Origin of the sequence: Herbaspirillum sp. NPDC101397 (assembly GCF_044767325.1) — a bacterium.
In the GTDB taxonomy this organism is placed as follows: domain Bacteria; phylum Pseudomonadota; class Gammaproteobacteria; order Burkholderiales; family Burkholderiaceae_D; genus Herbaspirillum.
The window spans coordinates 450,071-472,717 of sequence record NZ_JBIWNS010000001.1 but is presented as its reverse complement, the minus strand read 5'-3'; the positions used below and the strand labels follow the sequence as shown (position 1 = coordinate 472,717).

At 59.6% G+C, this 22,647-nt stretch carries 21 protein-coding genes; 11 read left to right on the top strand and 10 right to left on the bottom strand.

What is annotated here, in order from left to right; translation table 11 throughout:
• Window positions 1–3: 3 nt before the first annotated feature.
• From ACIROW_RS02165 to ACIROW_RS02145, 5 genes are all read right to left on the bottom strand, one after another.
• On the bottom strand, window positions 4–798 hold the full coding sequence (locus tag ACIROW_RS02165) for an EAL domain-containing protein (RefSeq protein ID WP_402271402.1): 795 nt from the start codon (window positions 796–798) through the stop codon (window positions 4–6).
• 132 nt (window positions 799–930) lie between these two features.
• Window positions 931–1,806, bottom strand: a complete 876-nt coding sequence (locus tag ACIROW_RS02160; RefSeq protein WP_402271400.1) for an HDOD domain-containing protein — start codon at window positions 1,804–1,806, stop codon at window positions 931–933.
• Between the two features lie 2 nt (window positions 1,807–1,808).
• Entirely contained in the window at window positions 1,809–2,852 is a 1,044-nt protein-coding gene (locus ACIROW_RS02155; protein ID WP_402271397.1) for an HD domain-containing phosphohydrolase, read from the bottom strand.
• Entirely contained in the window at window positions 2,849–5,026 is a 2,178-nt protein-coding gene (locus tag ACIROW_RS02150) for an ATP-binding protein (RefSeq protein ID WP_402271395.1), read from the bottom strand. Before ACIROW_RS02150 ends, ACIROW_RS02155 begins: the two co-directional genes overlap by 4 nt.
• Entirely contained in the window at window positions 5,023–5,358 is a 336-nt protein-coding gene (locus ACIROW_RS02145; RefSeq protein ID WP_402271392.1) for a hypothetical protein, read from the bottom strand. Before ACIROW_RS02145 ends, ACIROW_RS02150 begins: the two co-directional genes overlap by 4 nt.
• A gap of 179 nt (window positions 5,359–5,537) precedes the next feature.
• Here ACIROW_RS02145 and ACIROW_RS02140 point away from each other — a divergent pair, with 179 nt between their 5' ends.
• The 8 genes from ACIROW_RS02140 to fnr all read left to right on the top strand — a co-directional run bounded on the left by ACIROW_RS02140 (window position 5,538) and on the right by fnr (window position 15,918).
• A complete protein-coding gene (locus ACIROW_RS02140; protein WP_402271390.1) occupies window positions 5,538–6,140 on the top strand; it encodes an excisionase family DNA-binding protein in 603 nt (200 codons plus the stop codon).
• Window positions 6,141–6,163: 23 nt separating this feature from the next.
• On the top strand, window positions 6,164–7,885 hold the full coding sequence (locus tag ACIROW_RS02135; protein ID WP_402271387.1) for an ATP-binding protein: 1,722 nt from the start codon (window positions 6,164–6,166) through the stop codon (window positions 7,883–7,885).
• A 27-nt stretch (window positions 7,886–7,912) separates the two neighbouring features.
• On the top strand, window positions 7,913–8,305 hold the full coding sequence (locus ACIROW_RS02130) for an Hpt domain-containing protein (RefSeq protein WP_402271384.1): 393 nt from the start codon (window positions 7,913–7,915) through the stop codon (window positions 8,303–8,305).
• 12 nt (window positions 8,306–8,317) lie between these two features.
• Complete coding sequence (locus tag ACIROW_RS02125; protein ID WP_402271381.1) at window positions 8,318–10,651, top strand: ATP-binding protein; 2,334 nt, start codon at window positions 8,318–8,320, stop codon at window positions 10,649–10,651.
• A 145-nt stretch (window positions 10,652–10,796) separates the two neighbouring features.
• Window positions 10,797–12,506, top strand: a complete 1,710-nt coding sequence (locus ACIROW_RS02120; protein ID WP_402271378.1) for a methyl-accepting chemotaxis protein — start codon at window positions 10,797–10,799, stop codon at window positions 12,504–12,506.
• A gap of 97 nt (window positions 12,507–12,603) precedes the next feature.
• A complete protein-coding gene (locus tag ACIROW_RS02115) occupies window positions 12,604–13,602 on the top strand; it encodes a chemotaxis protein (RefSeq protein ID WP_402271376.1) in 999 nt (332 codons plus the stop codon).
• A gap of 42 nt (window positions 13,603–13,644) precedes the next feature.
• On the top strand, window positions 13,645–14,868 hold the full coding sequence (locus ACIROW_RS02110; protein ID WP_402271374.1) for an HD-GYP domain-containing protein: 1,224 nt from the start codon (window positions 13,645–13,647) through the stop codon (window positions 14,866–14,868).
• Between the two features lie 252 nt (window positions 14,869–15,120).
• Window positions 15,121–15,918 (top strand): fumarate/nitrate reduction transcriptional regulator Fnr, encoded by a 798-nt coding sequence (gene fnr / locus ACIROW_RS02105; RefSeq protein ID WP_402271371.1) that lies wholly within the window; start codon window positions 15,121–15,123, stop codon window positions 15,916–15,918.
• A gap of 21 nt (window positions 15,919–15,939) precedes the next feature.
• Here fnr and ACIROW_RS02100 read toward each other — a convergent pair whose 3' ends face one another.
• The 3 genes from ACIROW_RS02100 to ACIROW_RS02090 all read right to left on the bottom strand — a co-directional run bounded on the left by ACIROW_RS02100 (window position 15,940) and on the right by ACIROW_RS02090 (window position 18,253).
• The gene (locus ACIROW_RS02100; protein ID WP_402271368.1) at window positions 15,940–16,968 is read right to left on the bottom strand and encodes a zinc-dependent alcohol dehydrogenase; all 1,029 of its coding nucleotides are present in this window, start codon (window positions 16,966–16,968) and stop codon (window positions 15,940–15,942) included.
• A 69-nt stretch (window positions 16,969–17,037) separates the two neighbouring features.
• Window positions 17,038–17,691 carry a BON domain-containing protein gene (locus tag ACIROW_RS02095; RefSeq protein WP_402271366.1) on the bottom strand — a complete coding sequence of 218 codons (654 nt, stop codon included), beginning with the start codon at window positions 17,689–17,691 and terminating at the stop codon, window positions 17,038–17,040.
• 49 nt (window positions 17,692–17,740) lie between these two features.
• Window positions 17,741–18,253 (bottom strand): universal stress protein, encoded by a 513-nt coding sequence (locus ACIROW_RS02090; RefSeq protein ID WP_402271363.1) that lies wholly within the window; start codon window positions 18,251–18,253, stop codon window positions 17,741–17,743.
• Between the two features lie 132 nt (window positions 18,254–18,385).
• On the opposite strand from ACIROW_RS02090, the gene ACIROW_RS02085 reads away from it, so the two are divergent.
• Window positions 18,386–19,249, top strand: a complete 864-nt coding sequence (locus tag ACIROW_RS02085) for a universal stress protein (RefSeq protein ID WP_402271361.1) — start codon at window positions 18,386–18,388, stop codon at window positions 19,247–19,249.
• A 46-nt stretch (window positions 19,250–19,295) separates the two neighbouring features.
• On the opposite strand, the gene ACIROW_RS02080 is transcribed toward ACIROW_RS02085, so the two are convergent.
• Together ACIROW_RS02080 and ACIROW_RS02075 are read right to left on the bottom strand one after the other, a co-directional pair.
• On the bottom strand, window positions 19,296–19,616 hold the full coding sequence (locus ACIROW_RS02080) for a TraR/DksA family transcriptional regulator (RefSeq protein ID WP_402271359.1): 321 nt from the start codon (window positions 19,614–19,616) through the stop codon (window positions 19,296–19,298).
• Window positions 19,617–19,667: 51 nt separating this feature from the next.
• Complete coding sequence (locus tag ACIROW_RS02075) at window positions 19,668–20,060, bottom strand: SPW repeat protein (RefSeq protein ID WP_402271357.1); 393 nt, start codon at window positions 20,058–20,060, stop codon at window positions 19,668–19,670.
• A 202-nt stretch (window positions 20,061–20,262) separates the two neighbouring features.
• Here ACIROW_RS02075 and ACIROW_RS02070 point away from each other — a divergent pair, with 202 nt between their 5' ends.
• Both ACIROW_RS02070 and ACIROW_RS02065 read left to right on the top strand, forming a co-directional pair.
• Window positions 20,263–20,700: a universal stress protein gene (locus ACIROW_RS02070; protein ID WP_402271354.1), complete on the top strand. Its 438-nt coding sequence runs from the start codon at window positions 20,263–20,265 to the stop codon at window positions 20,698–20,700.
• 145 nt (window positions 20,701–20,845) lie between these two features.
• Window positions 20,846–22,633 (top strand): PHA/PHB synthase family protein, encoded by a 1,788-nt coding sequence (locus ACIROW_RS02065; RefSeq protein WP_402271352.1) that lies wholly within the window; start codon window positions 20,846–20,848, stop codon window positions 22,631–22,633.
• Window positions 22,634–22,647: the final 14 nt, after the last annotated feature.

Here is a 22,647-nt window from a genome sequence, read left to right as displayed (position 1 = left end):
AAGTTACCGCCAGGCCGAATCAGGAATGGTGCTCAATTTCCTGAATCCAGGTTTGGCGAACCAATAGCCCTGCATGAGCGTGATGCCCGCGCTCAGTAGAAAGTCGCGTTCGGCAGCGGTTTCGATACCTTCCGCAAGCACGCGGATATTCAGACTTTTACAAATGGCGGCGATCCCGGCCACGATTGCCTGGCGCGGCTTGTTGCTATCCACATCGCGTACCAGGTCCATGTCGATCTTGATGAGATCAGGCTGATACTCCGCCAGCAGGTTCAAGCCGGCATAACCGGCGCCGAAATCGTCAATGGCCGTCTGGAATCCAAAACGATGGTACTCCTTGAAAATGTTGACCAGATGCGGCCGGTCCTGGACCCGCTCGCCCTCGGTCACTTCGAAGATGATGTTTTCAATCGGGAAGTTATATTTGCGGGCCGCCGCGAACGTGCTGCGGATACAGACTTCGGGGCGATACACCGCGTTGGGAAGAAAGTTGATCGATAACAGTTCGGTCATCCCGAGTATCGATGCCCCCTCCACCGCCCTCACCCGGCATGCCTGGTCAAACCGGTAGCGATTGTTGTCGTTGACCTGCGCTAATACGCTGGCGGCAGACTCCCCTTGCGGACCGCGCACCAGCGCTTCATACGCATAAATCGATTTGGTTGTGAATTCAACAATCGGCTGATAGGCATAGTCGAATTGGATGTCCAATTCTGCAGAGTCGGCGCAGCCGCTGCAACCACGTTCGAGCGCTTGGCCCTCGCTGTCGTGAGGGATGTCCGGGCGTATGGGGATCATGTCAATTCCATCCATCAAGATTTGTGTGGAATCGCCATCATGCCCCAGGAAGCCATATTTTTTGCATTTTTTATTGGGTCGCCTGTCGAACCTCCGAGAGTCGAGATGATGTCGCGCGCGCCCGAACTGACGTCACCGCGAAAACCGCTGCACTTCGCGCCAGCCTATCCATTCTTTCGCCGCCTGTTTCATCACCTCGGTCACATCTTCGGCCGACAGGCCGATGGCGGCGGCTCGTTCAAACAGCGACGGCATCGCCTGCAGCTTCTCTTCTTCGGCTGCGACGTCGATGTCGGCAATCAATGCGGCCAGGTTCAGCAAGCGCACCAGTTGCTGGCGGCGGCTGTCTTCCACCCAGCCCGATAACGCCGGCGTCTTGTAGAACCGCACCGCGCCGACGAACAGGCTCGGAATTTTCCAGTCTTCCATCATGGAGACCGACAATTGCACGCGATCGCAGCCGAAGCGTTCCCGTTCCAGCTTCATCAGCTCGTCGACGGTGGCCGAGGCGTTTGCCGACAGGAGTTCTCCATACGCATCGGGACGCACCGCCGCCAGGCCCAGTCTGCCGATACCCGCCAGCAGTCCGCAAGTGAACAATTCAGCCGTTGGTGCGATCGGACGGCGCTCGCCGATTGCCTGGGCCACGCATGCCATGGCCAGCGACCGCGACCAGAACTGGTTGTAATCGAATCCGCGGCAGGCGCCGCTCTGGTAAGAACTGATGAGCGATACGCCGAGTGCGACCTGGCGCACCGCCTGTATGCCGATAAGCAGCAGGACTTCCGTTGACACGGCAATGATCGGGCGTGCCTGGGCGCGCTTGCCGAGGTTTGCGAGCTGGATCAGCCGTCCCGCCAGTACCGGGTCGGCCTGTATTTGCGCAGCCAGGTCGCTCAACGAGACATTGTCGCTACGGCACATGCGCATGACGTTCAGGGCCACGCCCGTCGGCGATGGCAACGTCCGGACTTCCTTGAGTTCGTTGAAATCTATTTTGTCGCTCATGGCTAGTGGATGTCCTCATCTTTATGGGCGTTGAGGATGGCGTGGATTTGTCCCATGTCTCTCAATAGCGCTTCCACGCAGTCGGGATCGAAATGGCTGCCGGCATTCTGCCTGAGCCAGCCGGTGGCTCTTTCGATGCTCCAGGCCGCCTTGTATGGACGGCTTGACGTCAGCGCGTCGAAGACGTCAGCAACGGCGACGAGGCGCCCATAGAGCGGGATATCTTTGCCTTTCAGCCCGTGCGGATAGCCGCTGCCGTCGAATTTCTCGTGGTGTGTCAGCGCGATCACCGAGGCGTTACGCATGAGCTTCGAATTGCCATCCTTGAGAATCTGCGCGCCGATCAACGGGTGGGTCCGCATGATTTGCATCTCCGCATCGTCCAGTCGACCTGGCTTGAGCAGGATGTGGTCAGGGATGCCGATTTTTCCGATGTCGTGCAGTGGCGCGGCGTCATGGATATCGTTTTGTTCTTCCACAGATAGCCCGAGGTTGGCCGCCGCCAGACGGGCATAGCCCGCCATGCGCAGCAAATGCGCACCTGTTTCCGGGTCCCGGTACTGGGCTGCAGTTGCAAGCCGGCCAGCAGTTGCCTGCTCGTTTTGCTGCATTTTTTCGTCGGCCTCCTGCACTTTGCATTCGAGGCTGCGGGCAAGCCCGCTTTGGCGCAGTTGAGATTTGCGCAGGTTCAACATGTTGCAGACGCGGGAGCGCAACTCGACCTTGTTGACCGGTTTGGTGAGGAAGTCGTTGGCGCTCAGCTCCAGCGCCGCGTGCCTCACGGTGGTTTTGGCGTCTGTGCTGATCATGATGACCGGAACATGATCCTGTCCCGACAAGAGTCGGAATTGCTCAAGGAAGGCAAAGCCGTTCATATCCGGCATCATGTAATCCAGCAGCAGCAAGTCCGTTTCATGCTCGCGGCACCAGTCCAGGGCATGGGCAGGATCGGAGGCCCCGAAGATGGTCGTATCCGGGATGTCTTCCAGCAGGTGCGAAAACAGGGCGAGGTTGATGCGGTCGTCGTCGACGATCAGTACGTTCATGTTGTTTCCTTCATTTCTTCAATACGCTGTTGCACGCAGTGAAATGCCTTGAGCAACTCCTGGCAACGCTGGTTGAGTTGGAGGCAGTCGCCCTCTCGTGCCGCCGCTTCGGCGACGCCCGCCAGCGCAGCGATTCGGGACGCCCCGAGATTGCCGGCGGATCCGGCCAGGCGATGCAGTAACTCAAGGGCGGCGGGTATGTCCCGGTTCAGTGCCGCTTGCTGTAACGCGTCGATGACCGGCCGGGTGTTGACGACGAAGAATGACAACATCGATTGCATGGTGTCGCGGTCGTCGTCGAACAGTTCTTGCAGGCGCCTCATGTCGAGCGCTTCCGGCTGCCCGGCGCCCAAGCCAGAACCGGCAGCACTGCCGTGCCGCTGTACATGTCCGGCCAGCACCGATTCCAGTCGATCGCGCAGGATCGGTTTGCTGAGGTAGTCATCCATGCCGGCTTCCAGGCACCGCTCGCGGTCGCCCATCATCGCGTTTGCCGTCATGGCAATCACCGTAATGTGCTGGCCGCTGGTATGTTCGCCCGCGCGGATGCGTCGCGTCGCCTCGAAGCCATCCATTTCCGGCATCTGGCAATCCATCAGCACCGCAGCATAGGTGCCGCGGTCGAGCATTGCCAATGCCTCCCTTCCATTCACGGCGACGTCGACGTCGTATCCCAGAAAATTCAGCTGATGCACTGCGACCTTTTGATTCATGAGGTTGTCTTCGACCAGCAGGATGGGCAGATTGACGTACGTTTTTTTTACGGGGGGAACGGCGGTCTGTTCGTCCGGGGCGGCTGGCTTTGCCGCATCGGGGATCGCCGGCGGGATGCTGCGCGCCGCCAGAGCATTGCAGAAGACGTCTTTCCTGAGCGGCAACATGAGAATCGGGGCATCGGTGGCCATCGCCAGATCGTCACGGACGTCTTCATCGGCGGCCAACAGCAGCCAAGCCCCTGCCCGGTTCCACGCGGTGCGGACCTCGGCGAGTTTTTCGAGGCAAAAGTCATGTACCGCGGTGTCGATGACGACGATGGCGCCAGGGGCCAGCCTGGCTGCAAGCTCCCGCCCCTGCCCCAGGCTCAGGGCGCTGCGCACCGACATTCCCGCTGCGGCGGCATACTTGCGCAAGGCCCTGGCGCTCTCGTCGTCCGGCGCCACCAGCAGCATCTCTCCCTGCAACTGGTTTGAATTTCCGGCCTTCTTGATGACCGGCATCGCAAGCTCGAACCAGAATGCCGAACCATGCCCAACGCGACTTTCGACGCCGATCTGCCCTCCCATCAGGCTGACCAGGCGCTTGCAGATGGAAAGTCCGAGGCCGGTGCCGCCGTACTTGCGCGTCACGGATCCGTCGGCCTGGACGAACGGCATGAAGAGTTTGTCCAGGGCCCGGCTGTCGATGCCGACCCCGGTATCGGTCACCTGGAAGCGGACGCGGCACTGGCCGGGCGCCTCGTCGACGAGCCTGGCACTGACGGCTATTTCCCCAAAGGAGGTGAACTTGACGGCGTTGCTCAACAGGTTGAGCAATATCTGCCGCAAACGACCGGGGTCGCCGCGGACCATGTCCGGCAGGTTGGGATCGACATAGCTGCTGAGGCGTACGCCTTTTTCCCTGGCGCGGGACGCGAGCACGTCGACGCTGGCTTCGACGATGCCCAGCAACTCGACTTCGCGCGCTTCGATATCCAGTTTTCCGGCATCGATCTTCGAGAAATCGAGGACGTCGTCGATGATGTTCATCAACGATTGTGCAGACTCCTCTATCCCTTTGGCGAAGCCGTCCTGTTGCGCGTCCAGCGGTGTGGTCCGGATCAGCCCTGCCATGCCCAGGATCGCATTCATCGGCGTGCGGATTTCATGGCTCATGGTCGACAGGAACTCGCCGCGCGCGGAGTTGGCCTTGTCGGCGGCATCCTTTGCGTTTTGCAACTGGCATTCCACATCTTCCCGCCGCCGCATGAAACGCCAGAGCGACACGCTGTAGATGAAGATGGCCGCTGCCAGCACGAACATGGCCAGTTGCAGTTGGTGCACGGCAGGCAACGCCGCGTCCAGGCGAAGGCTGCAGCCCAACGCGGCGATTGCCAGCAATAGGCCCGCCGACAGGAACACATGACGCACGCCGACACAGCGCCAGAGGCCCGACAGTCGTGCGGTTGCTGAGGTCACAACATGTTCCCGTAAGCCAGCGCGTCTGCGCCGACCTGGACTGCGACATCGTTGAGGATGTGGTCGATCTTGGACAAATCGCCGAGTACGGCATTGAGTTCCGCCAGTGCCGCAATGGAAGCCTTGGTGGGCGGCAGGCGGGTCTCGTAGACAGAGCCTTCCCATACGAACTCGACAACTCCGGATGCCATGGCCAGCTTTTCCTGGTCGATCCGCTGTTGCAGGAGCCGGCATTCATCCATCAGCGCCCGCACGAATGAGACACGGCGTTCGCACATCAGTCGGGAATAATCGGCAATACCGGTTGCCATAACGAATTCGTGGTTTTTCATATTTCCCCTAGCCCCTTTCAGATTTGCACGTTTCATCCCATAATGGGACCCAAAGTTGCCGTAAAGCAGGCAGCAAAACAAAATCTCATCGAATAAATCAATTTTAACAAATTAAACATTAAATTTGCAAATTTATTTAATTCGTTTAAAATTCAATCAATATGATAGGAAACGTTGCCATGACGACTGCCGAGGTATGCACAACCCAGGAAGCTGCCCAGATCCTGGGCATTTCCGTGACATCGGTTCAGCAACTGGTGGAATCCGGCGTGATCGAGGCGTGGAAGACAAAAGGCGGACATCGCCGCATCCCTCTGGCTGCCGTGGAAGCATATAAAGCCGCGCCGCATACGCCGCAAGACACTCACGACAAGCCGGTGCTCAACAAGAAGACCTCCATCCTGGTGGTGGAGGACAACAAGATGCAACGCGACATCTACGCAAAGAAGATCGCGTCGTGGAACTTGCCTGCGACCACGACGTTTTGTGAAAACGGCTATCAGGCCCTGGTGGAAATCGCCAGCAACAAACCGGACATCGTGCTGGCCGACATCGTCATGGACGGCATCGACGGCTACGAGGTGATCACCACCATCCTCAGCTACCCTTCGCTGTCGGACATCAACATCGCCATCGTGTCGAGCCTGGCGCCGGAAGAACTGGATGCGCGCGGCGGCGTTCCGGAAGGCGTCGTGTTTTTCCGCAAGCCGGTCAACTATGACGAGCTGTCCGGCTATCTCCGCGCATGCTGCGCCCAAAAGGCCCGGGCAGCGCGCGCCTAGCCACTTTTTAGAAGTATGACGCCATGAGTTTTTCACATCGTCCCCAGATGCCTGTCTCGCGCCTGCAGAAATTGCGCGACGCACTGGAGGCCTGCGTCGGCGTCATCCTTTGCATCTGCGCCGCCCTGCTCCTCGCCGGACTATGGGCGTCGGCATGGTGGCAGCTGGACAAGAGCTATCGTGACGAAGTCGACAGCGCAAGGCGAGACGCGATCAGCCTGTCCCTGTTGTTCAAGGAACACGCCACCCGCACGGTCGAATCCACCGACCAGGCTGTGGTTTATCTGCGCTCCCGATATAACGCCCTGGGAAGCAGCCTCGACATCAACAAGGAATTGAAGGACGGCGTCGCGCCGTCGGAGGTCTTCAATCTTTTCTCCATCGTCAACGAGAAAGCTGACGTCATCCTGTCGACCAAGCCGTTCAAGCCTCTTAATCTTGCTGATCGCGAACACATCAAGGTGCACATGCAATCGGCCAACACGGGTTTGTACATCAGCAAGCCCTTGCTCGGCCGTGTCTCGGGAAAATGGTCGCTGCAGATGACGCGCCGCATCAGCGGGCCTGACGGCGCGTTCAACGGCGTGGTCATTGCGTCGATGGATCCGGGATATTTCACCTCAATTTACCAAAAGGTCGACGTCGGGCAGCTGGGCTCCATTTCACTTGTGGGCGACGATGGCGTGCTGCGCGTGCGCCATATCGGAGCAGACGACTCCATGGGGCAGGACATCTCGGGCAGCGAGGTATTCCAGGCGATGCGCAGCCACGGCAGCGGCATGCTGCGCGCCACCAGCATCATCGATCATCGCGACCGTTTCTACGCTTATCAGAAACTGGACAACTATCCTTTGTACGTCACTGTCGGCATCGATCTGGATGAACGTCTCGACGGCTATCGCAAGACCCGGAGTCAGACGTTGACGCTGACGAGCCTGGCGTCGCTGCTCATCATCCTCGGCACCGCCGCACTGGTCATCCTCATCGGCCACCTGATAGAAAGCCGTCGCGAAGCCCTGCTGGCGCGCAAGGCTAAACTACATTTCCTGTCGAACATGTCCCATGAGTTCCGCACTCCGCTAAACGGCATCCTGGGCTATTCGGAAACACTGGCCGAAGACCTCGCCGGCACCCGGCACGGCGAATTTGCAGGCGCCATCCAGGAAAGCGGGCTGCGTTTGCTCGCGTTGGTTGATTCGGTACTGGAACTGAGCGCCCTGCGTTCGGGAAAAATCAGCCTGAGTATCAGCCAGGAGAAACTGGCCGACATCATCACGCACGCCGTCAGTACGCATCAGGAAGTTGCTGCCAAAAAGGGACTGCAAATCCAATCCCGCATCGCCGCTGACGTGCCGCCTTACGTGCAATGCGATCGGGTCAGGCTACTGCAGGTGCTGGACAAGCTGCTCGATAATGCGTGCCGGTTTACCGACAGCGGATTCGTGCGTCTGACGGTGGAAACCGATGGAAAGGGATTGCTGTTCAGCATCATCGATACGGGCCCGGGCATCCCTGTTGCCTTGCAGAAAACCATTTTTGAAAAATTCACGCAGACCGACGACTCGGCTGCGCGTCCCCATGATGGCGCGGGACTCGGACTGACCATCGCCGCCCTGCTGGTCGAGCTCATGGGCGGTGAAATTACCGTCCGCTCCGATGTCGGCGCCGGCAGCACTTTTTCTTTCCGCCTGCCGTCATTGGACGGGACAGTGCCCGATGCAACGCGTACAATAAAACGACAATAAGCCAGAGAGGCACCAGGGGATGCGAGCATGACGTCACGCTATCGGCAAATCGATCCGTCGGTGCTTCTGGACGCCGCCGGACAGGATGTCCAGGCCTTCCTGGAATTGTCCGCTACCTTTCTCGACATCGCTCCGCCGATGTTCGAGCGCCTGCAACAGGCCATCCAAGCCGGACATACCTCGCGCATTACGCTGGAAAGTCATTCCCTCAAAGGAACCGTCGCCCTGGTCGGCGCCGAACGTCTCGCGGGCATGCTTGGGCGTGTCGAAGCGCTGTCACGTTCCACCTCCGACGTAGAGATCCCCATGCTCTGGAACGATCTCGCCGACGCCTATGCGGAAACGATTGCCGAAGTGCGCAGCAGCATCCTGCATTTCGAGCAGTCTCCAGGATCTGCCGACAACCGGCGCAACGGCTGACGCCCGATGCCAATGTCTTCCGCGACCTCCCTGCTATTCGCCCCGTTGCATCCTTTGCTGTGGCTTGGCCGCAGCGCACGCCGCGCCACGCTTGTTGTCGGGCTGCTGTTGCTGATCCTGCTGGGCGGAGTGACGTTGAGCGCCAGCGCCCTGCTCTATGAATGGGCCGTCGACGACTGGCAGGAAGATATCGGCAACCTCTCCCTGGTCTTGTCGGAAAACGCTGCCCAGGCAATGGCCTCCGCCACGCTGGTGCTCAACGATGTGAGCCAGCTTTCCCAGACCAGTGCAGACGGGCGGCACGACTTCCTTGCCGCCGCCTCCGATCCCGCAATTGCCCAGATGATGCGCGACAAGATCAGCGGCTTGCCCCAAATCTCGGGCGTCGCCATTGTCGGGGGCGACGGCGACGTTCTCGCATTGACGCGCAAACTGCCTCCAGGCGGCATCAATGTTAGCGACCGTGACTATTATCAGCACCATCTGACAAATGACAGCGACGATATCTTCTTCAGCAAAGCGGTGCGCAACCGGGCCGGAAACGACTGGACCTTTTACCTGAGCCGGCGCATCAACGACGTCCGCGGCAACATGGCTGGCATCGTTCTGGTGGGCATCTCCTGCGACTTCTTCACCGGTTTTTTAAAAAGCATCAGCCTGGACAAGCACGTATCCATTGAACTGACCGGCCGGGACGGCACCCTGCTGGCGGGTTGGCCGCTGAAAACCGGAGACGCGGGAAAGAGCCGTCCCGGAGATCGTGGAGATACCTCGACGCTGACAAGCAGGCTGTTCGCGGGCGTCAGGAACAACACGCCTGATATTCTTTCCCGCCGCCCGATCCGGCAAACGCCCCTGAACATCACCGTCAGCATCACCGAACAAGGCTTCAAGGAAGAATGGGTGCGCGTCATGCGTATCCTCGGCGGCATAGCCGGCGCCAGCATGCTGGTGCTGCTGATTGCATTCAGCGCCATGGCGATCATCCTGAAGCGGCGCGAAGACGATGCCGTCGCCGCCGCGCTGCTCAGGGAGCAGGCAGACGCCTCGAACGAGGCCAAATCACGATTCCTGGCGATGATGAGCCACGAGATCCGCACGCCGATGAATGGCATTCTCGGCATGAGCGAGCTGCTGCTTGATACCCGGCTCGACAAGACCCAGCACAATTATGCCCGGCAAGTGCATGAGGCCTCGTCGGAGCTGATGCGCATCATTAACGAGATTCTCGATTTTTCAAAAATCGAATCCGGGCGCATGGACTGCGAAAGCAGTAACTTCTCTCCATCGCAGCTGCTCAACGACGTGGTCGCCCTGCATCGTGCGCCGGCGCAGAAAAAAGATTTGCACATCGATATCGGTATCGACGAACCGGAAGGAATTGTGGTCGACGGAGATCTTGCCCACATCCGGCAGGTGCTCGGGAATCTGCTCAGCAACGCCATCAAGTTCACTGCTTCCGGGCATGTCAGCGTGAGGTTGCAATGCAGCCCCGATGCGGCGGATTCCGATGGCGTCATCTTGCGCTACGCGGTCGCCGATACCGGCATCGGCATCGGGATCGAACAGCAGGCGCGACTGTTTCAGCCGTTCACCCAGGCGGACACCTCCATCAGCCGAAAGTACGGCGGCACCGGGCTGGGCCTGTCGATTTGCAAGCGGCTGGTCGAATTGATGCACGGCACGATTTCCTTCCAGAGCGAGGCCGGCAAAGGAACTACATTCCGTTTCGAAGTCCCCTGCCGGCGCATCAGCGGCTTCGCAGACGAGAGAACGCCGCTGCCGGCATCCTATTCATCTTCGGCGATCAGCAGCAATGCGCATAATAAGGACGACTTGCCGGCCCCGGCATCGACGCATGCCGCGAGGCGCATTCTGGTGACCGAAGACACCCTGATCAACCGCCAACTGGCGCGCATGCTGCTGACCAAGAAGGGTTATCAGGTCGACGAGGCGGAAAACGGTGCGCAGGCCCTGACGGCGCTGGCGCAAGGACCCTACGACCTGGTCCTCATGGACTGCATGATGCCGGTCATGGACGGGTACGAGGCGACGCGCCTGTTGCGTGAGCGCGAAGCGGCTGCCGGGCTCCCCCGCCTCCCCGTCATTGCCCTGACCGCCAGCGTGATCGAGGGCGACCGTGAGCGCTGCCTTGCCGCCGGCATGGACGACTATCTTCCCAAGCCCTTCACCGCAGCCGCATTCCTGACGATGATCGAGCGGTGGCTGTCGGCGACGCCTCCCGATTCTTCGGCACAAACCGACGGCGGCGTTTCTCCCCATGACAGTGGCCGGTCAACCGCTGCGGCTGATGCGGCGCGTTCAACCCGGAAAGACCTAAAATAAAGCAAATAAAACAAATAAAACAAATATTTGATTTATTTAATTAAATTGTTATAATTGTTGCGTCGAGCCATGCGCAACGCCATTCATGCCATGCGTCCCCGCAGGTCGACGATATTTTCTACATAGTCGGCCTGAGGAGATCCACATGAAATGGTTTTACGATCTGAAGATTGCCAGGAAATTGATTTTGTCCTTTTCGGTGATCCTTTTGTTTGTCACCGCCCTGGGCGGCTTCGCCCTGATGCAGCTTGGCAAGGTCAATGAGGTGTCCGGCGAAATAGCCAATAATTGGCTGCCAAGCATTCGCACGCTCGCAGACATCAAACTGTCGCTTTCGCGCGTGCGCAGCTTCGAGCTTCAATATATCTCCGCGCTTTCGCCGGAACGCGCTGTCGAAGCGGACAAGAATGCAAACCAGCAGCTTGGTATCGTCGCAGAACATCAAAAGCTGTACACAACTCAAATCTCGGAAGACGAGGAGAAAGTGGTCTATCCTGAGGTCGAAAAAGAGATCGGGATATTCGTCGGCGAACACGCCAAGATCATGAAGTTGGCGGTGGCGGGAAAAAAAGACGAGGCACTCGCACTGCTCAATGGCGCCTCGACCTCATCGTACCGCGAAGCCATGAAGTCCCTGGAAAAACTCGTGGTGGTCAACGAACAAGGCGCCAAGAAATCCAATCTCTTGTCTGCGGATACCTACGCCAACGCCAAGATTCTCATTTCGGCATTCCTGGTCGCCGCAATCGCCCTGTCGATGTGCCTGGCGGTATGGATTGCAAGAATTGTCTCTCGTCCGCTGGCTGAGGCGCTCGACGTTGCACAACGCGTCGCCGCAGGCGACCTGACCGCCGACATCGAAGCGCACAGCACGGATGAAACCGGCGAACTGATGCTGGCGCTCAAGTCGATGAACGCTAATCTGCTCAAAATCGTCAGCGAAGTGCGTGCCAGCACGGACACCATCAACACTGCCTCCGGCGAAATCGCTGCAGGTAACCTGGATTTATCCTCGCGCACCGAAGAACAAGCGGGCTCCCTGGAAGAAACCGCCTCCGCCATGGAAGAACTCACGTCAACCGTGAAGCAGAACGCCGACAACGCCCGCCAGGCCAATCAACTCGCGGTGTCTGCCTCGGAAGTGGCGATCGAGGGCGGCAATGTCGTCGGCCGCGTCGTCAGCACGATGGATGAGATCAATGACTCTTCACGCAAGATCGTGGACATCATCAGCGTCATCGACAGCATCGCCTTCCAGACCAACATCCTTGCACTCAACGCGGCCGTCGAAGCAGCGCGCGCCGGCGAACAGGGGCGCGGCTTTGCCGTGGTTGCCTCGGAAGTGCGCAATCTGGCGCAACGCTCCGCGGCAGCCGCCAAAGAAATCAAGACCTTGATCGACAACTCCGTATCGAAGGTGGGCGACGGCAGCAAACTGGTTGCCCAGGCCGGCACCACGATGAATGAAGTGGTCGCCAGCGTCAGACGCGTCACCGACATCGTCGGCGAAATATCGGCGGCGAGCGCGGAACAAAGCACCGGCATCGAACAGATCAACCTGGCCATCACACAAATGGACGAAGTCACCCAGCAAAATGCCGCACTGGTCGAAGAAGCGGCCGCGGCCGCCCAGTCGCTGCGGGATCAAGCGGAACGCCTGTCGCAGTCCATTGGTGTCTTCAAACTGGAGCAAAGCGACAGCCTTGCACTGAACGCCGCGCCGGCCTCGGCAAAACGGACGATCGACATCACCCCGCGCGCAGCCCAGCTGCCGCGCAGAGACGTCCGTTCGGTGGCGCAAAAACAATTGGCCGCCGCAACCGGCGAGGTCAGTGGTTCCTGGGAGCAATTCTGAAGCACAGCCGGCTCGCCCCTCGTCACTGAGGACGCAAGACAACATCGCACCTGCCGGCATGCCTCGCATGTCTGCAGAACACCATACTGAGGCTCCCATGGATTCATTTCAAAAAGAAATCGACGAACGCACCAATCTCACCAGCAGCAACAAATTCGAACTGCTGTTGTTTCGCCTCGGTGGCGGCAGCGAAGAAGTACCGGGCGAACTGTTCGGCATCAACGTCTTCAAGATCCGCGAGATCGTCCCGATGATGCCCATTACCAAAGCCGCGGGCACGCAGTCGCCGGTGCTTGGCATGGTCAATATCCGCGGACAGGTCATCTCCGTCATCGACCTGCCGGCAGTGGCGGGCTGTACGCCGCGCACCGGTCTCAACATCCTGCTGATCACCGAATACGCGCGCAGCACCCAGGCTTTTGCCGTCGAATCGGTGGAGGAAATCGTCCGTCTCGACTGGAGCCAGGTCCTGTCGGCCGAATCCAGCGCCGGCGGCGACATCGTCACCAGCATTGCACGCCTGGATTCAAACGTTGAGGGCGGCCAATTGGTTCAGGTGCTCGACGTCGAGCAAATCCTGCACATCACCTCGCCGATCCAGAAGATGCTCAAGCAAACGCAGGTCAGCTCGCTGCAATCCATGATCACTCCCGGCGCCATCGTGCTGGCTGCGGATGACTCCAAAGTCGCCAGGGCCCTGATCGAAAACGGACTGGAGTCGCTGGGGCTGCCGTACATCATGACCAAGACCGGCAAGGAAGCGTGGGAAAAGCTGCAATCCATCGCCGCCGAGTCGCAACGCGCAGGAACGCCGATCAGCGACAAGGTCGCCTTGATTCTGACCGACCTGGAAATGCCGGAAATGGATGGCTTCACCCTCACCCGCAACGTCAAGTCCGACACCCGCCTGAAAAGCATCCCTGTCGTGATTCACTCTTCGCTGTCCGGTTCGGCCAATGAAGATCATGTGCGCAGCGTCGGGGCCGACGGCTACGTGGCCAAATTCGCAGTCGAGGAGTTGGCCGCGACCATCAAAACTGCCTTGCAGAAAAAAGCTGCCGTGGCAGCACCCGGCTTGCACGCCGTTCAGGCCTGATATCGGCAGCCGGACTGGAACAGGTTTACTTTTTTTAAAAAAATGAGCCCAATCAAAAAGATCAGGATCAGCGAACTGCGTCTTGGCATGTACCTGCATGGCTTCGACGACGCTTGGATAAAACATCCGTTCTGGAAAAGCAGGTTCCTGCTGCGCGAATACGCCGATCTGCAAGCGGCATGGACCTGCGGCATCGAGACCTGCTGGATCGACACCAGCAAAGGAAGGGATGTGCTGCAGGAAGAACCCGAGTCGGACTGCGAAGCCGCCGAAACACGCCCTCCTGACGTGGTTGCCATCGAGCAGGAAAACACGTCCTTTGACGAAGAACTGCAGCGCGCGGCCATTCTCTGCAGGAGCGCCCGCGCCGCCACCGTTTCCATGTTCAACGAGGTCAGGCTTGGCAAGGCCATCGACGTCGAAGGCTGCCTGCCGCTGGTGGCCGAGATTGCGGCCTCGGTCCTGCGCAATCCCGGCGCGTTGATCAGCCTGGCCCGGCTCAAGACCAGCGACGACTACACCTACATGCATTCTGTTGCCGTATGCGCGTTGATGGTGTCGCTCGGGCGCACCCTGGGAATGGACGAAGAGTATTGTCGCGAAGCCGGCATCGCCGGTCTGCTGCATGACATCGGCAAGGCGCTGACCCCGCTGGAAATCCTGAACAAGCCCGGCCGATTGACCGCGGAAGAGTATGAAACGGTGAAGCTGCACACTTCTCTCGGTCACCAGCTGCTGAGTCGCGATGCCGCCATTCCGGAAGCTGCCGGCGACGTCTGTCTGCATCACCATGAAAAAATGGACGGCAGCGGCTATCCCCGGGGCTTGTGCGGAAACAAGATATCCTTGCTTGCGCGCATGGGCGCGGTATGCGACGTCTACGATGCGGTCACTTCGAACCGGCCGTATAAAAACGGGTGGGATCCCGCGGAGTCGCTGGCTCGCATGGCGTCATGGAAAGGTCATTTCGACCGGACGGTTCTTTCCGCATTCATCAAGAGCGTGGGTATCTATCCGACCGGCGCTCTCGTCAGGCTCCACTCCGGGCGACTGGCGGTCGTGCTGGAACAAAACAAGGCGTCGTTGACCAAGCCGGTGGTGAAAGTATTCTTCTCCGAGCAATCGCGGGAGCCGATCGAGGTGGAGCGTCTGGACTTGTCGGATTCGCAGGTTGACGATGCGATTGTCGGGCGGGAGGAACGGGAGCGCTGGAATTTCCCCAGCCTTGAGTCGCTCTGGGCCGGCCAGTTGAGCGCTCGGCATTAAAGAAGCGGACAAGCGCGGGCAACTACGCCAGTTTCGCCCGCTGAACGGCCGCAGTCAGCTCCGTCACTGACAAAACGACAACCCCTTCTCACTCATGTTTTATCTTGCCTCGCCGCCAACTGACCCAACCAATCAACGATCACTTGATCCAGGACAGGTAAACGCGAGCCAATGCCTTTATTTAAGCGAGGGGAAGCGTACACTGCCTCATCTCGGGACCTTTTATCAACCGTATGTCCGTCGGAGTCAATCATGAACCATGCCCTGAATGTCACTGCCCCGCCTTCCCCGCCCGCGCAGATCGTTGCTCTCGGCTCGGCAGCGAGGAGCTGCTCCGGTTGCAGCATGCATCAGTTGTGCCTGCCGACCGGCCTCAATGACTCCGATACGCAGAGGCTGGACAAGATCATTTCCCGGCGCAAGATTCCGCGCGACGGTTTTCTCTATCGGATCGGCGACCGCTTCACTTCCTTGTACGCCGTACGTGTCGGCCATTTCAAAAGCTATCAGCAGAACCTTGCCGGCGATCGTCAGATCACAGGCTTTCAGATGAAGGGCGATTTGCTCGGGATGGACGCCATCAATACCGAACGCTATCAGTGCGATGCCCTCGCGCTGGAGGACAGCGAGGTCTGCGAAATCCCGTTCCAGATGCTGGAAGCCCTGTTTGCGCAGATGCCCACCCTGCTCCACCACTTTCATCGCACCCTGAGCCTGGAAATCACCAACGAGCAGAAGATCATCATGTTGCTGGGAAACATGCGCGCCGAACAACGCTTTGCGGCTTTCCTGGTCAGCTTGTCAATGGCCTATGCTGCGCGCGGCTACTCGGCGACCCGCTTCCAATTGCGGATGACCCGGGAAGATATCGGCAACCATCTGGGCCTGACCATCGAGAGCATCAGCCGCATGATTGCCAAAATGCGCAAGGATGTACTGATTCAGGTACGCCAGCGCGATGTCGAAATACTCGACATGCCGGCGCTGATCAGACTGGCGTCAGGTACCCAGACGCTGACTTCCACGCCGGTGTGCCACCCGCAGCACTGATCCGGCGCTTTTCTCACGAACTCATGAGAAATCCAGCACGACCCGTGACGGCACGTCGCCGCGCTGCAGCCGCTCGAAGACGGTGTTGATGGCCGACAACGGCTGCAACTCGAAATCCGCCTTGACCTTGCCGGCGGCGGCGAATGCCAGCGCGCTCACCATGTCCTGGCGTGTGCCGACGAACGAGCCGCGTATGGTGATGCAGTTGGCCACCACATCGAACAATGGCGTAGGAAACTCTCCGGGCGGAAGGCCGACCAGCACGCAGGTGCCACGCTTGCGCGTCATGGCGACGCCCTGGTGGAATGCTTCCAGTGACGGCGCGGTGATCAGTACACCGTGCGCGCCGCCATCGGTAACTTCGCGCAGGCGCGCAACCGGATCGCCGACACGCGCATTGACGACGGCATCCGCGCCGAGACGTTGGGCGTGGGCCAGCTTGCCATCGTCGATGTCAACGGCGCACACGCGCAGTCCCATCGCCTTGCCGTATTGGACCGCCAGATGGCCGAGTCCGCCGATGCCCGACACGGCCAGCCAGTCCCCCGCCAGCACCTGGCATTCCTTGATGCCCTTGTAGGACGTCACGCCGGCGCAGATGATCGGGGCGGCCGCGGCCGCTTCCAATCCTGCGGGGATATGGGCGACATACCTGGGGTCGGCCAGAATGTACTCGGCGAAGCCGCCGTTCTTTGTGTAACCGCCGAACTCCGCCTGCGCACACACGGTTTCCCATGCCGCCAGACAGTGCTCGCAATGACCGCACGCTGAGTAAAGCCACGGTACGCCGACACGATCGCCCATGTTCACTTCGCTGACGCCGGCGCCCAGGGCCACCACCACGCCTATTCCTTCATGCCCGGGCACAAATGGCAGGGACGGCTTGACGGGCCAGTCGCCGTGCGCTGCATGCAGGTCGGTATGGCATACGCCGCACGCCTCCGTTTTGACCAGAATCTGTCCGGGGCCCAGTGACGGCAGCGGGATTTCCTTGATGACGAGCGGTGCGCCGAATTGTTCGACTACCGCAGCGAGCATGGTGTTTTTCATTGCATTACCCAATAGGATGCGGCGTCATCGTCTGACGCCGTGAAACAAGAACCGGCCTGACGGCAACGCTCAGTAAACGATGGACAGCTTGTCGACGACTTTATGAACGCCCGGAGTCCGCGCCGCTGCCGCAAACGCTTCCTCGCGCTCGGCCAGCGAGGCGACCGATCCCTTGAGCGTGATCTGGTCGCCGTTCACCGCCACCTCGATCGCTTTCACGGTCGAGTGTGCGCGCCGCTGCAAGGCAGCTTCGATATGGGTCTTGATGTCGGTCGGCCGGGCGACATGTTTCACTGCGATCTGATTGCTGATGCCGATGACGCCGAGCAGGCTGCGCAAGGCGTTCTCGGCCGCCATGCGTTGATACTGATGATCGACTTCGCCGCTCAATGTGATCCAGCCGTCTTCCACCATGATCTTGACGCTGTCTTTCGGCACCAGGGCATTCCATTCCAGTCCGTGGGACGCCGTTCGCGCAATGTCGGCATCCGTGCGACGGCTTGAACCCGGCAGCACGACGTCGATTTCCACCGCCAGTCCTTTGACGCCGGCGACCCGCTGGGCGGCTTTTTCGGCGGCATATTTTTCCGCATAGCTATCGAGATTTCCTGTCAGGGTGACCACGCCGTCGCGCACCTCGATGCCAATCTCGTTGTCGTTCACGGCTGCGTCCCACGCCAGTTCGTCGGCGACGTCCTGCTTGATATGAGAATCTGTTTTCATGGCAATACCTTCACTCGGTTATAAGTTGCGTCGCCCGATTGCGGCGACTTCATTTGAATACCAGCACCGGGATTTTGCTGTACGTCAGTACCTTCTGCGTTTCACTTCCCAGTATCAGTTTGTCCAATCCCTTGCGTCCGTGCGACGCCATGAAGATGGAGTCGCAACCGTATTCGGCGGCAAAGCGGAGGATCTCTTCATGCGCATGCGTGCCCTTGACGGTATGGACTTCGCAGTCCGCGCCTGCTTTTTTTGCACAGTCGGCAACGTAGTCGGCATTGAGTTTGGATTGTGCGAATATCTCGGCTTCGATTCCCTGCAGGTCGTATCCTGCGCCGAGCTCGGGCATGATCAGGCTGGGAAAGACTTCGGAGACGGCCAGGCCGACGATCTTGCTTCCATACGAGGCAGCAAAATCCACAGCAGCCGCCACCGCTCGTTTGGACAATTCCGATCCATCCGTTGCCAGCAATATCTTTTTGAGCATGATGCCTCCAGGAGAAAGAATGCGATGAAGGTCATCGTATGCCTCGTTGCGGAGTATCCATTTGACCTGGATCAAAATCGCGCCATGCAAAAAAAGTGTTTGTCATGCCGCAGCTTCTTGCCGTTCCGTTTGATGCAAGTCAATTCGATCCGCGCCCAAACCATTAGCATGTCGTGATCCGATGGGCCTCACATCAAGGAGCACGCAATGCGCTATCGATCAATTCTGATTTACGTCAGCAACGCCATCGATCTGGAACGCCGCGTCCGGCTTGCTGCCCGCCTGTCATCAGGTGAACCTGTCACCGTGATCGGCCTTGCCATCTCAGGCATGTCGAGATTCATGTCGCAAGTACTTCCGGCAGTAACCGGCAGCGCCGGAGAAACGCTTCCCGGAACAATGCTTCCAGCCGAAGAACAGGAACGGCGCGAGAAAAAGCATCTCGACATGACCGCTTCATTGGAACGATTCGAGGTCCTGGCGCAGGAATTCGGCATTGCCAGAATCCAGACGCTGCGGGTTGACGACGATGCAGCCGCCGCGCTGAGCAACTATGGCAATACCGCCGATCTGATCATCCTGGGCAAAAGCGAACTGCACGGCGTCGATGATCACAAGGACAGCGACTTCATCGAGTTTGTCGCGCTCAACGCAGCAGCCCCGGTATTGGCGATCAGCGAAAAGCCGTTTTCCTGGCGCCATGCCCTGATCGCGTGGAACAGCAGCAGCGCCGCCGCGCGCGCCGTGCGCAACGCCATTCCGTTATTGCAAGACGTCGACGCCATCAGTGCAGTGATTTTCGGTGATGGCATTGTTCCCGGCGCCGGCGCTTCGGCCTCGGAAGACGAACTGAATCAATGCCTGTCGCCGCTCGGAAAACCTGTCGCCATCCTGCATCGTCCGGCCGCGGCAGATGTCGGGCATGCGTTGCTGGCGCTGGCGGCGGAGCTTGATGCCGATCTCATCGTCATGGGCTGCGTTGCGCATCCGCGCTGGCGCGGCGTCCTGCTGGGCGGGACCACCGGCGTCGTGATCGCGGAGTCGCCGGTCGCGCTGCTGCTGTCGCGATGAGATGCCGCCGCTTTCGTATCTCTTCCCGCCTGCGCAGTAAGCGACGTCACTGACGATGCTGCTCATGCAGACGCTGGCAATGCGTGCATCGTTTTGCGATGGGATAGGCTTCCAGCCTCGCTTCCGCGATCGTGCAGCCGCACTCTGAACACAGCCCGTACTGCCGTTGGCTGATTCTGAGTTTGGCCGCTTCGATGTCCGCCAGCTCCGCAAACTCCTTGTTGCCGAGCGCGTCGTCCACCTCAGTCACATCGCAGTCGTCCGGTTCCGCCGGTATGGTGAGCCTGGCCCTGAAGCGGATCGTCGCCTCCTGTCGTTCGAGGAGGTCTCGAAAGTGCGTCAACTGTTCTTCCGTGAGATAGGACATGCTGTGTTCCTTGTGAATGCAGTTTAATGAAACCGGTGCTGCGGGCGCCGGTCAGGGCTCCGTCAGATCTTTGCCCGCGCTTCTTGCTCCTGCGGCGAGCCGATCCCCGTTCTTCATCGCCCACAAGGCCGATATCAGAACGACGCCGCCGGCGACGACGCAAATCAGGGCCGCGCCGCGCTGGCTTTCGAAGCCGAGGATCCAGGGCGACGCCACCGACCAGCAGCCCAGCATGAGCAATGCTGCCTCTTCCCAGAGCGCCGGCGCAACGATGGCCAGCACGGCAAAGACCGTGATCGCAGATCCGGTCGCCACCGAATTGCGGGAAATCAGGTGCTGCGGATAGTCCGTCAACCAAGGTGAGACCAGCAGCGCTATCCCCGCGGTCGCCATGACGCAAGCCTGCCAACGCGAGTCAACATCCGGTTCGGCAAACGTGTTCATGGCAGTCCTCCTGATTCAGCATGTGATCCGATTATGAAGTCTGCGACGCACGGCACGTTGATCTGCATCAAAAGCCGGAACATCCGCGTCCGATGAATGCCGCCGCGGATTCGCCGTTGTGAGGCGCTCATTTGACATCGATCAAAGCAGGCCCCGGGCGCTGACGTATGCTTGAAAAGCGGAAAATGTCAACGGAGGATGCATGTTCAAGAAAATACTGGTGCCCACGGACGGGTCCGATCTTTCCAACCGTGCAGCGCGGGCGGCGATAGAGTTCGCGAAGGATCACGGCAGCGCGGTGGTCGGGTTGTCGGTCGCACAGCCCCTCCCCTATGACGCTTTCACGCTCATCAGCCGGCGCGAAGACTTCTCGTTGCTGTCGGAGTCGCTCCGCCAGCGCGCGAGGGACTACGTGCACATCATTGAAGATCTCGCCGAAAAGGCCTGCGTCCCTTGCCAGGTGCACATTATCGACAGCCAGCAGCCCTGGAAAGCGATCGTCGATGCCGCCGCAGAGCATGCATGCGATTGCCTATTCATGGCGTCGCACGGCCGCAGCGGCCTCAACAGCATCCTGCTCGGAAATCAGACCCACAAGGTGCTGGTGCATAGCAATGTGCCGGTGATCATCTTCAAGTAACCGGAGGCGGTGCTCACGTCCGGTTCACGCCTCCGGGCCACGTTCCACACGCTCTTTTCGGGCATAAATCCGTCGGCTTGATCTGCATCAACGCGTCGGCGATCCAGATCGTTAGGCTGACCTCATTGCATTGATCGAGGTCTCCATGGCAACAAAGAAAACTTCGCCGTCGGTCGGCGCCGAACGTCTTGCCAGCGCATGGCTGACGCCACTGGCATTTGCGTATCCGGAGGCCGACAATGACGCCGCCCGCCTGGATCTGATGAGCAACGCCTGGCTGGGACGGCTGACCGGCAATATCTCCCCTGCCGCGCTGCTCAACGCCTATGTCGACTGGTCGACGCATCTGGCGCTGTCTCCCACCAAGCGCGCCGCTCTGATGCAGACAGCCTGGCAAAACTGGTGGCGCATGTATGTCTACAGCCGCAGTTGCCAGCTTGGCGGCGAACAGGCCTGCATAGAACCTCTTCCCCAGGATCGCCGCTTCAGCGATCCGGCCTGGCAGCAATGGCCGTTCAATGCCATCCATCAGGGGTTTCTTCTGCAGCAGCAATGGTGGCACCGCGCCACCACCGGCGTGCGCGGACAATCCCAGCATCACGAGGACGTCGTCACGTTTACCGTGCGCCAGATCCTGGACATGCTGGCGCCGTCGAATTTCCTGTCGACCAATCCGGTGGCGCAACACGCGACGATTGAGTCGGGCGGACGCAATCTGGTGCAGGGATGGATTAACGCGATGAGCGACTGGCGCAAGAGCATATCACCCGGCGAGGAGGAACAGCCCGGCGACTTCAAGGTCGGCAAGGATGTGGCGGTGACGCCGGGAAAGGTCGTCTTTCACAATGACCTGATCGAGCTCATTCAATACGCCCCGTCGACCAGGACAACCCACGCCGTTCCTCTGCTGTTCGTCCCCGCGTGGATCATGAAGTACTACATCCTCGACCTGTCGCCCCGGAATTCACTGGTGAAATATCTGGTTGACCTGGGCTATACCGTCTTCATGATCTCCTGGAAGAATCCGCAGAAAGAAGATCGCGAACTGTCCATGGAGGACTATCGCAGGCTCGGCGTCATGGCGGCAATCGACGCCGTCACCGCGCAGACCGGAGCGAAACGCATCAACGCCGTAGGCTACTGCCTGGGGGGCACGCTGTTGTCGATCGCCGCCGCAACCATGGCGCGCGACGGCGATGACCGTCTGGCCAGCATGAGTCTGTTCGCTTCGCAGGTCGATTTTGAAGAACCCGGCGAATTGTCGCTGTTCATTGATGAGAGCCAGGTCAGCTTCCTTGAGGCCGTCATGTGGGAGCAAGGCTACCTGGACACCAAACAGATGGCCGGCGCCTTTCAGCTGTTACGCTCGAACGACCTGATCTGGTCGCGCCGGCTCAGGCAATACCTGCTTGGATTGCCCGAGGAAAAAAGCGACCTGATGGCATGGAACGCCGACGCTACCCGCATGCCCTATCGCATGCATTCCGAGTATCTGCGGCAGTTGTTCCTGCATAACGACCTGGCTGAAGGCCGTTACTGCACCGAGGGCAAGCCCATCAGCCTGAGCGACATCCGCCTGCCGGTGTTTTCCGTGGGCACCGTGACCGATCACGTAGCGCCCTGGCGCTCGGTGTTCAAGATACATCGCCTGACCGACACAGAAGTGACCTTCGTGCTGACCTCGGGGGGCCATAACGCCGGCGTCGTTTCTCCTCCCGGCCATCCGCGTCGCAGCTATCAGATCGCCACCCATGCCGATAAGCAGGGCATGGTCGACGCCGATACCTGGCAGGCCAGCGTGGCGCTTCATGACGGCTCCTGGTGGCCGGCCTGGGAGGCCTGGCTGCGCAAGCATTCCGGCAAGCGTATTGCACCGCCGTCCCTGCCCGCGCACAAACTCGCAGCGCCCGGCAAATATGTCCTCCAGCCTTGATGAACGGAACCTGA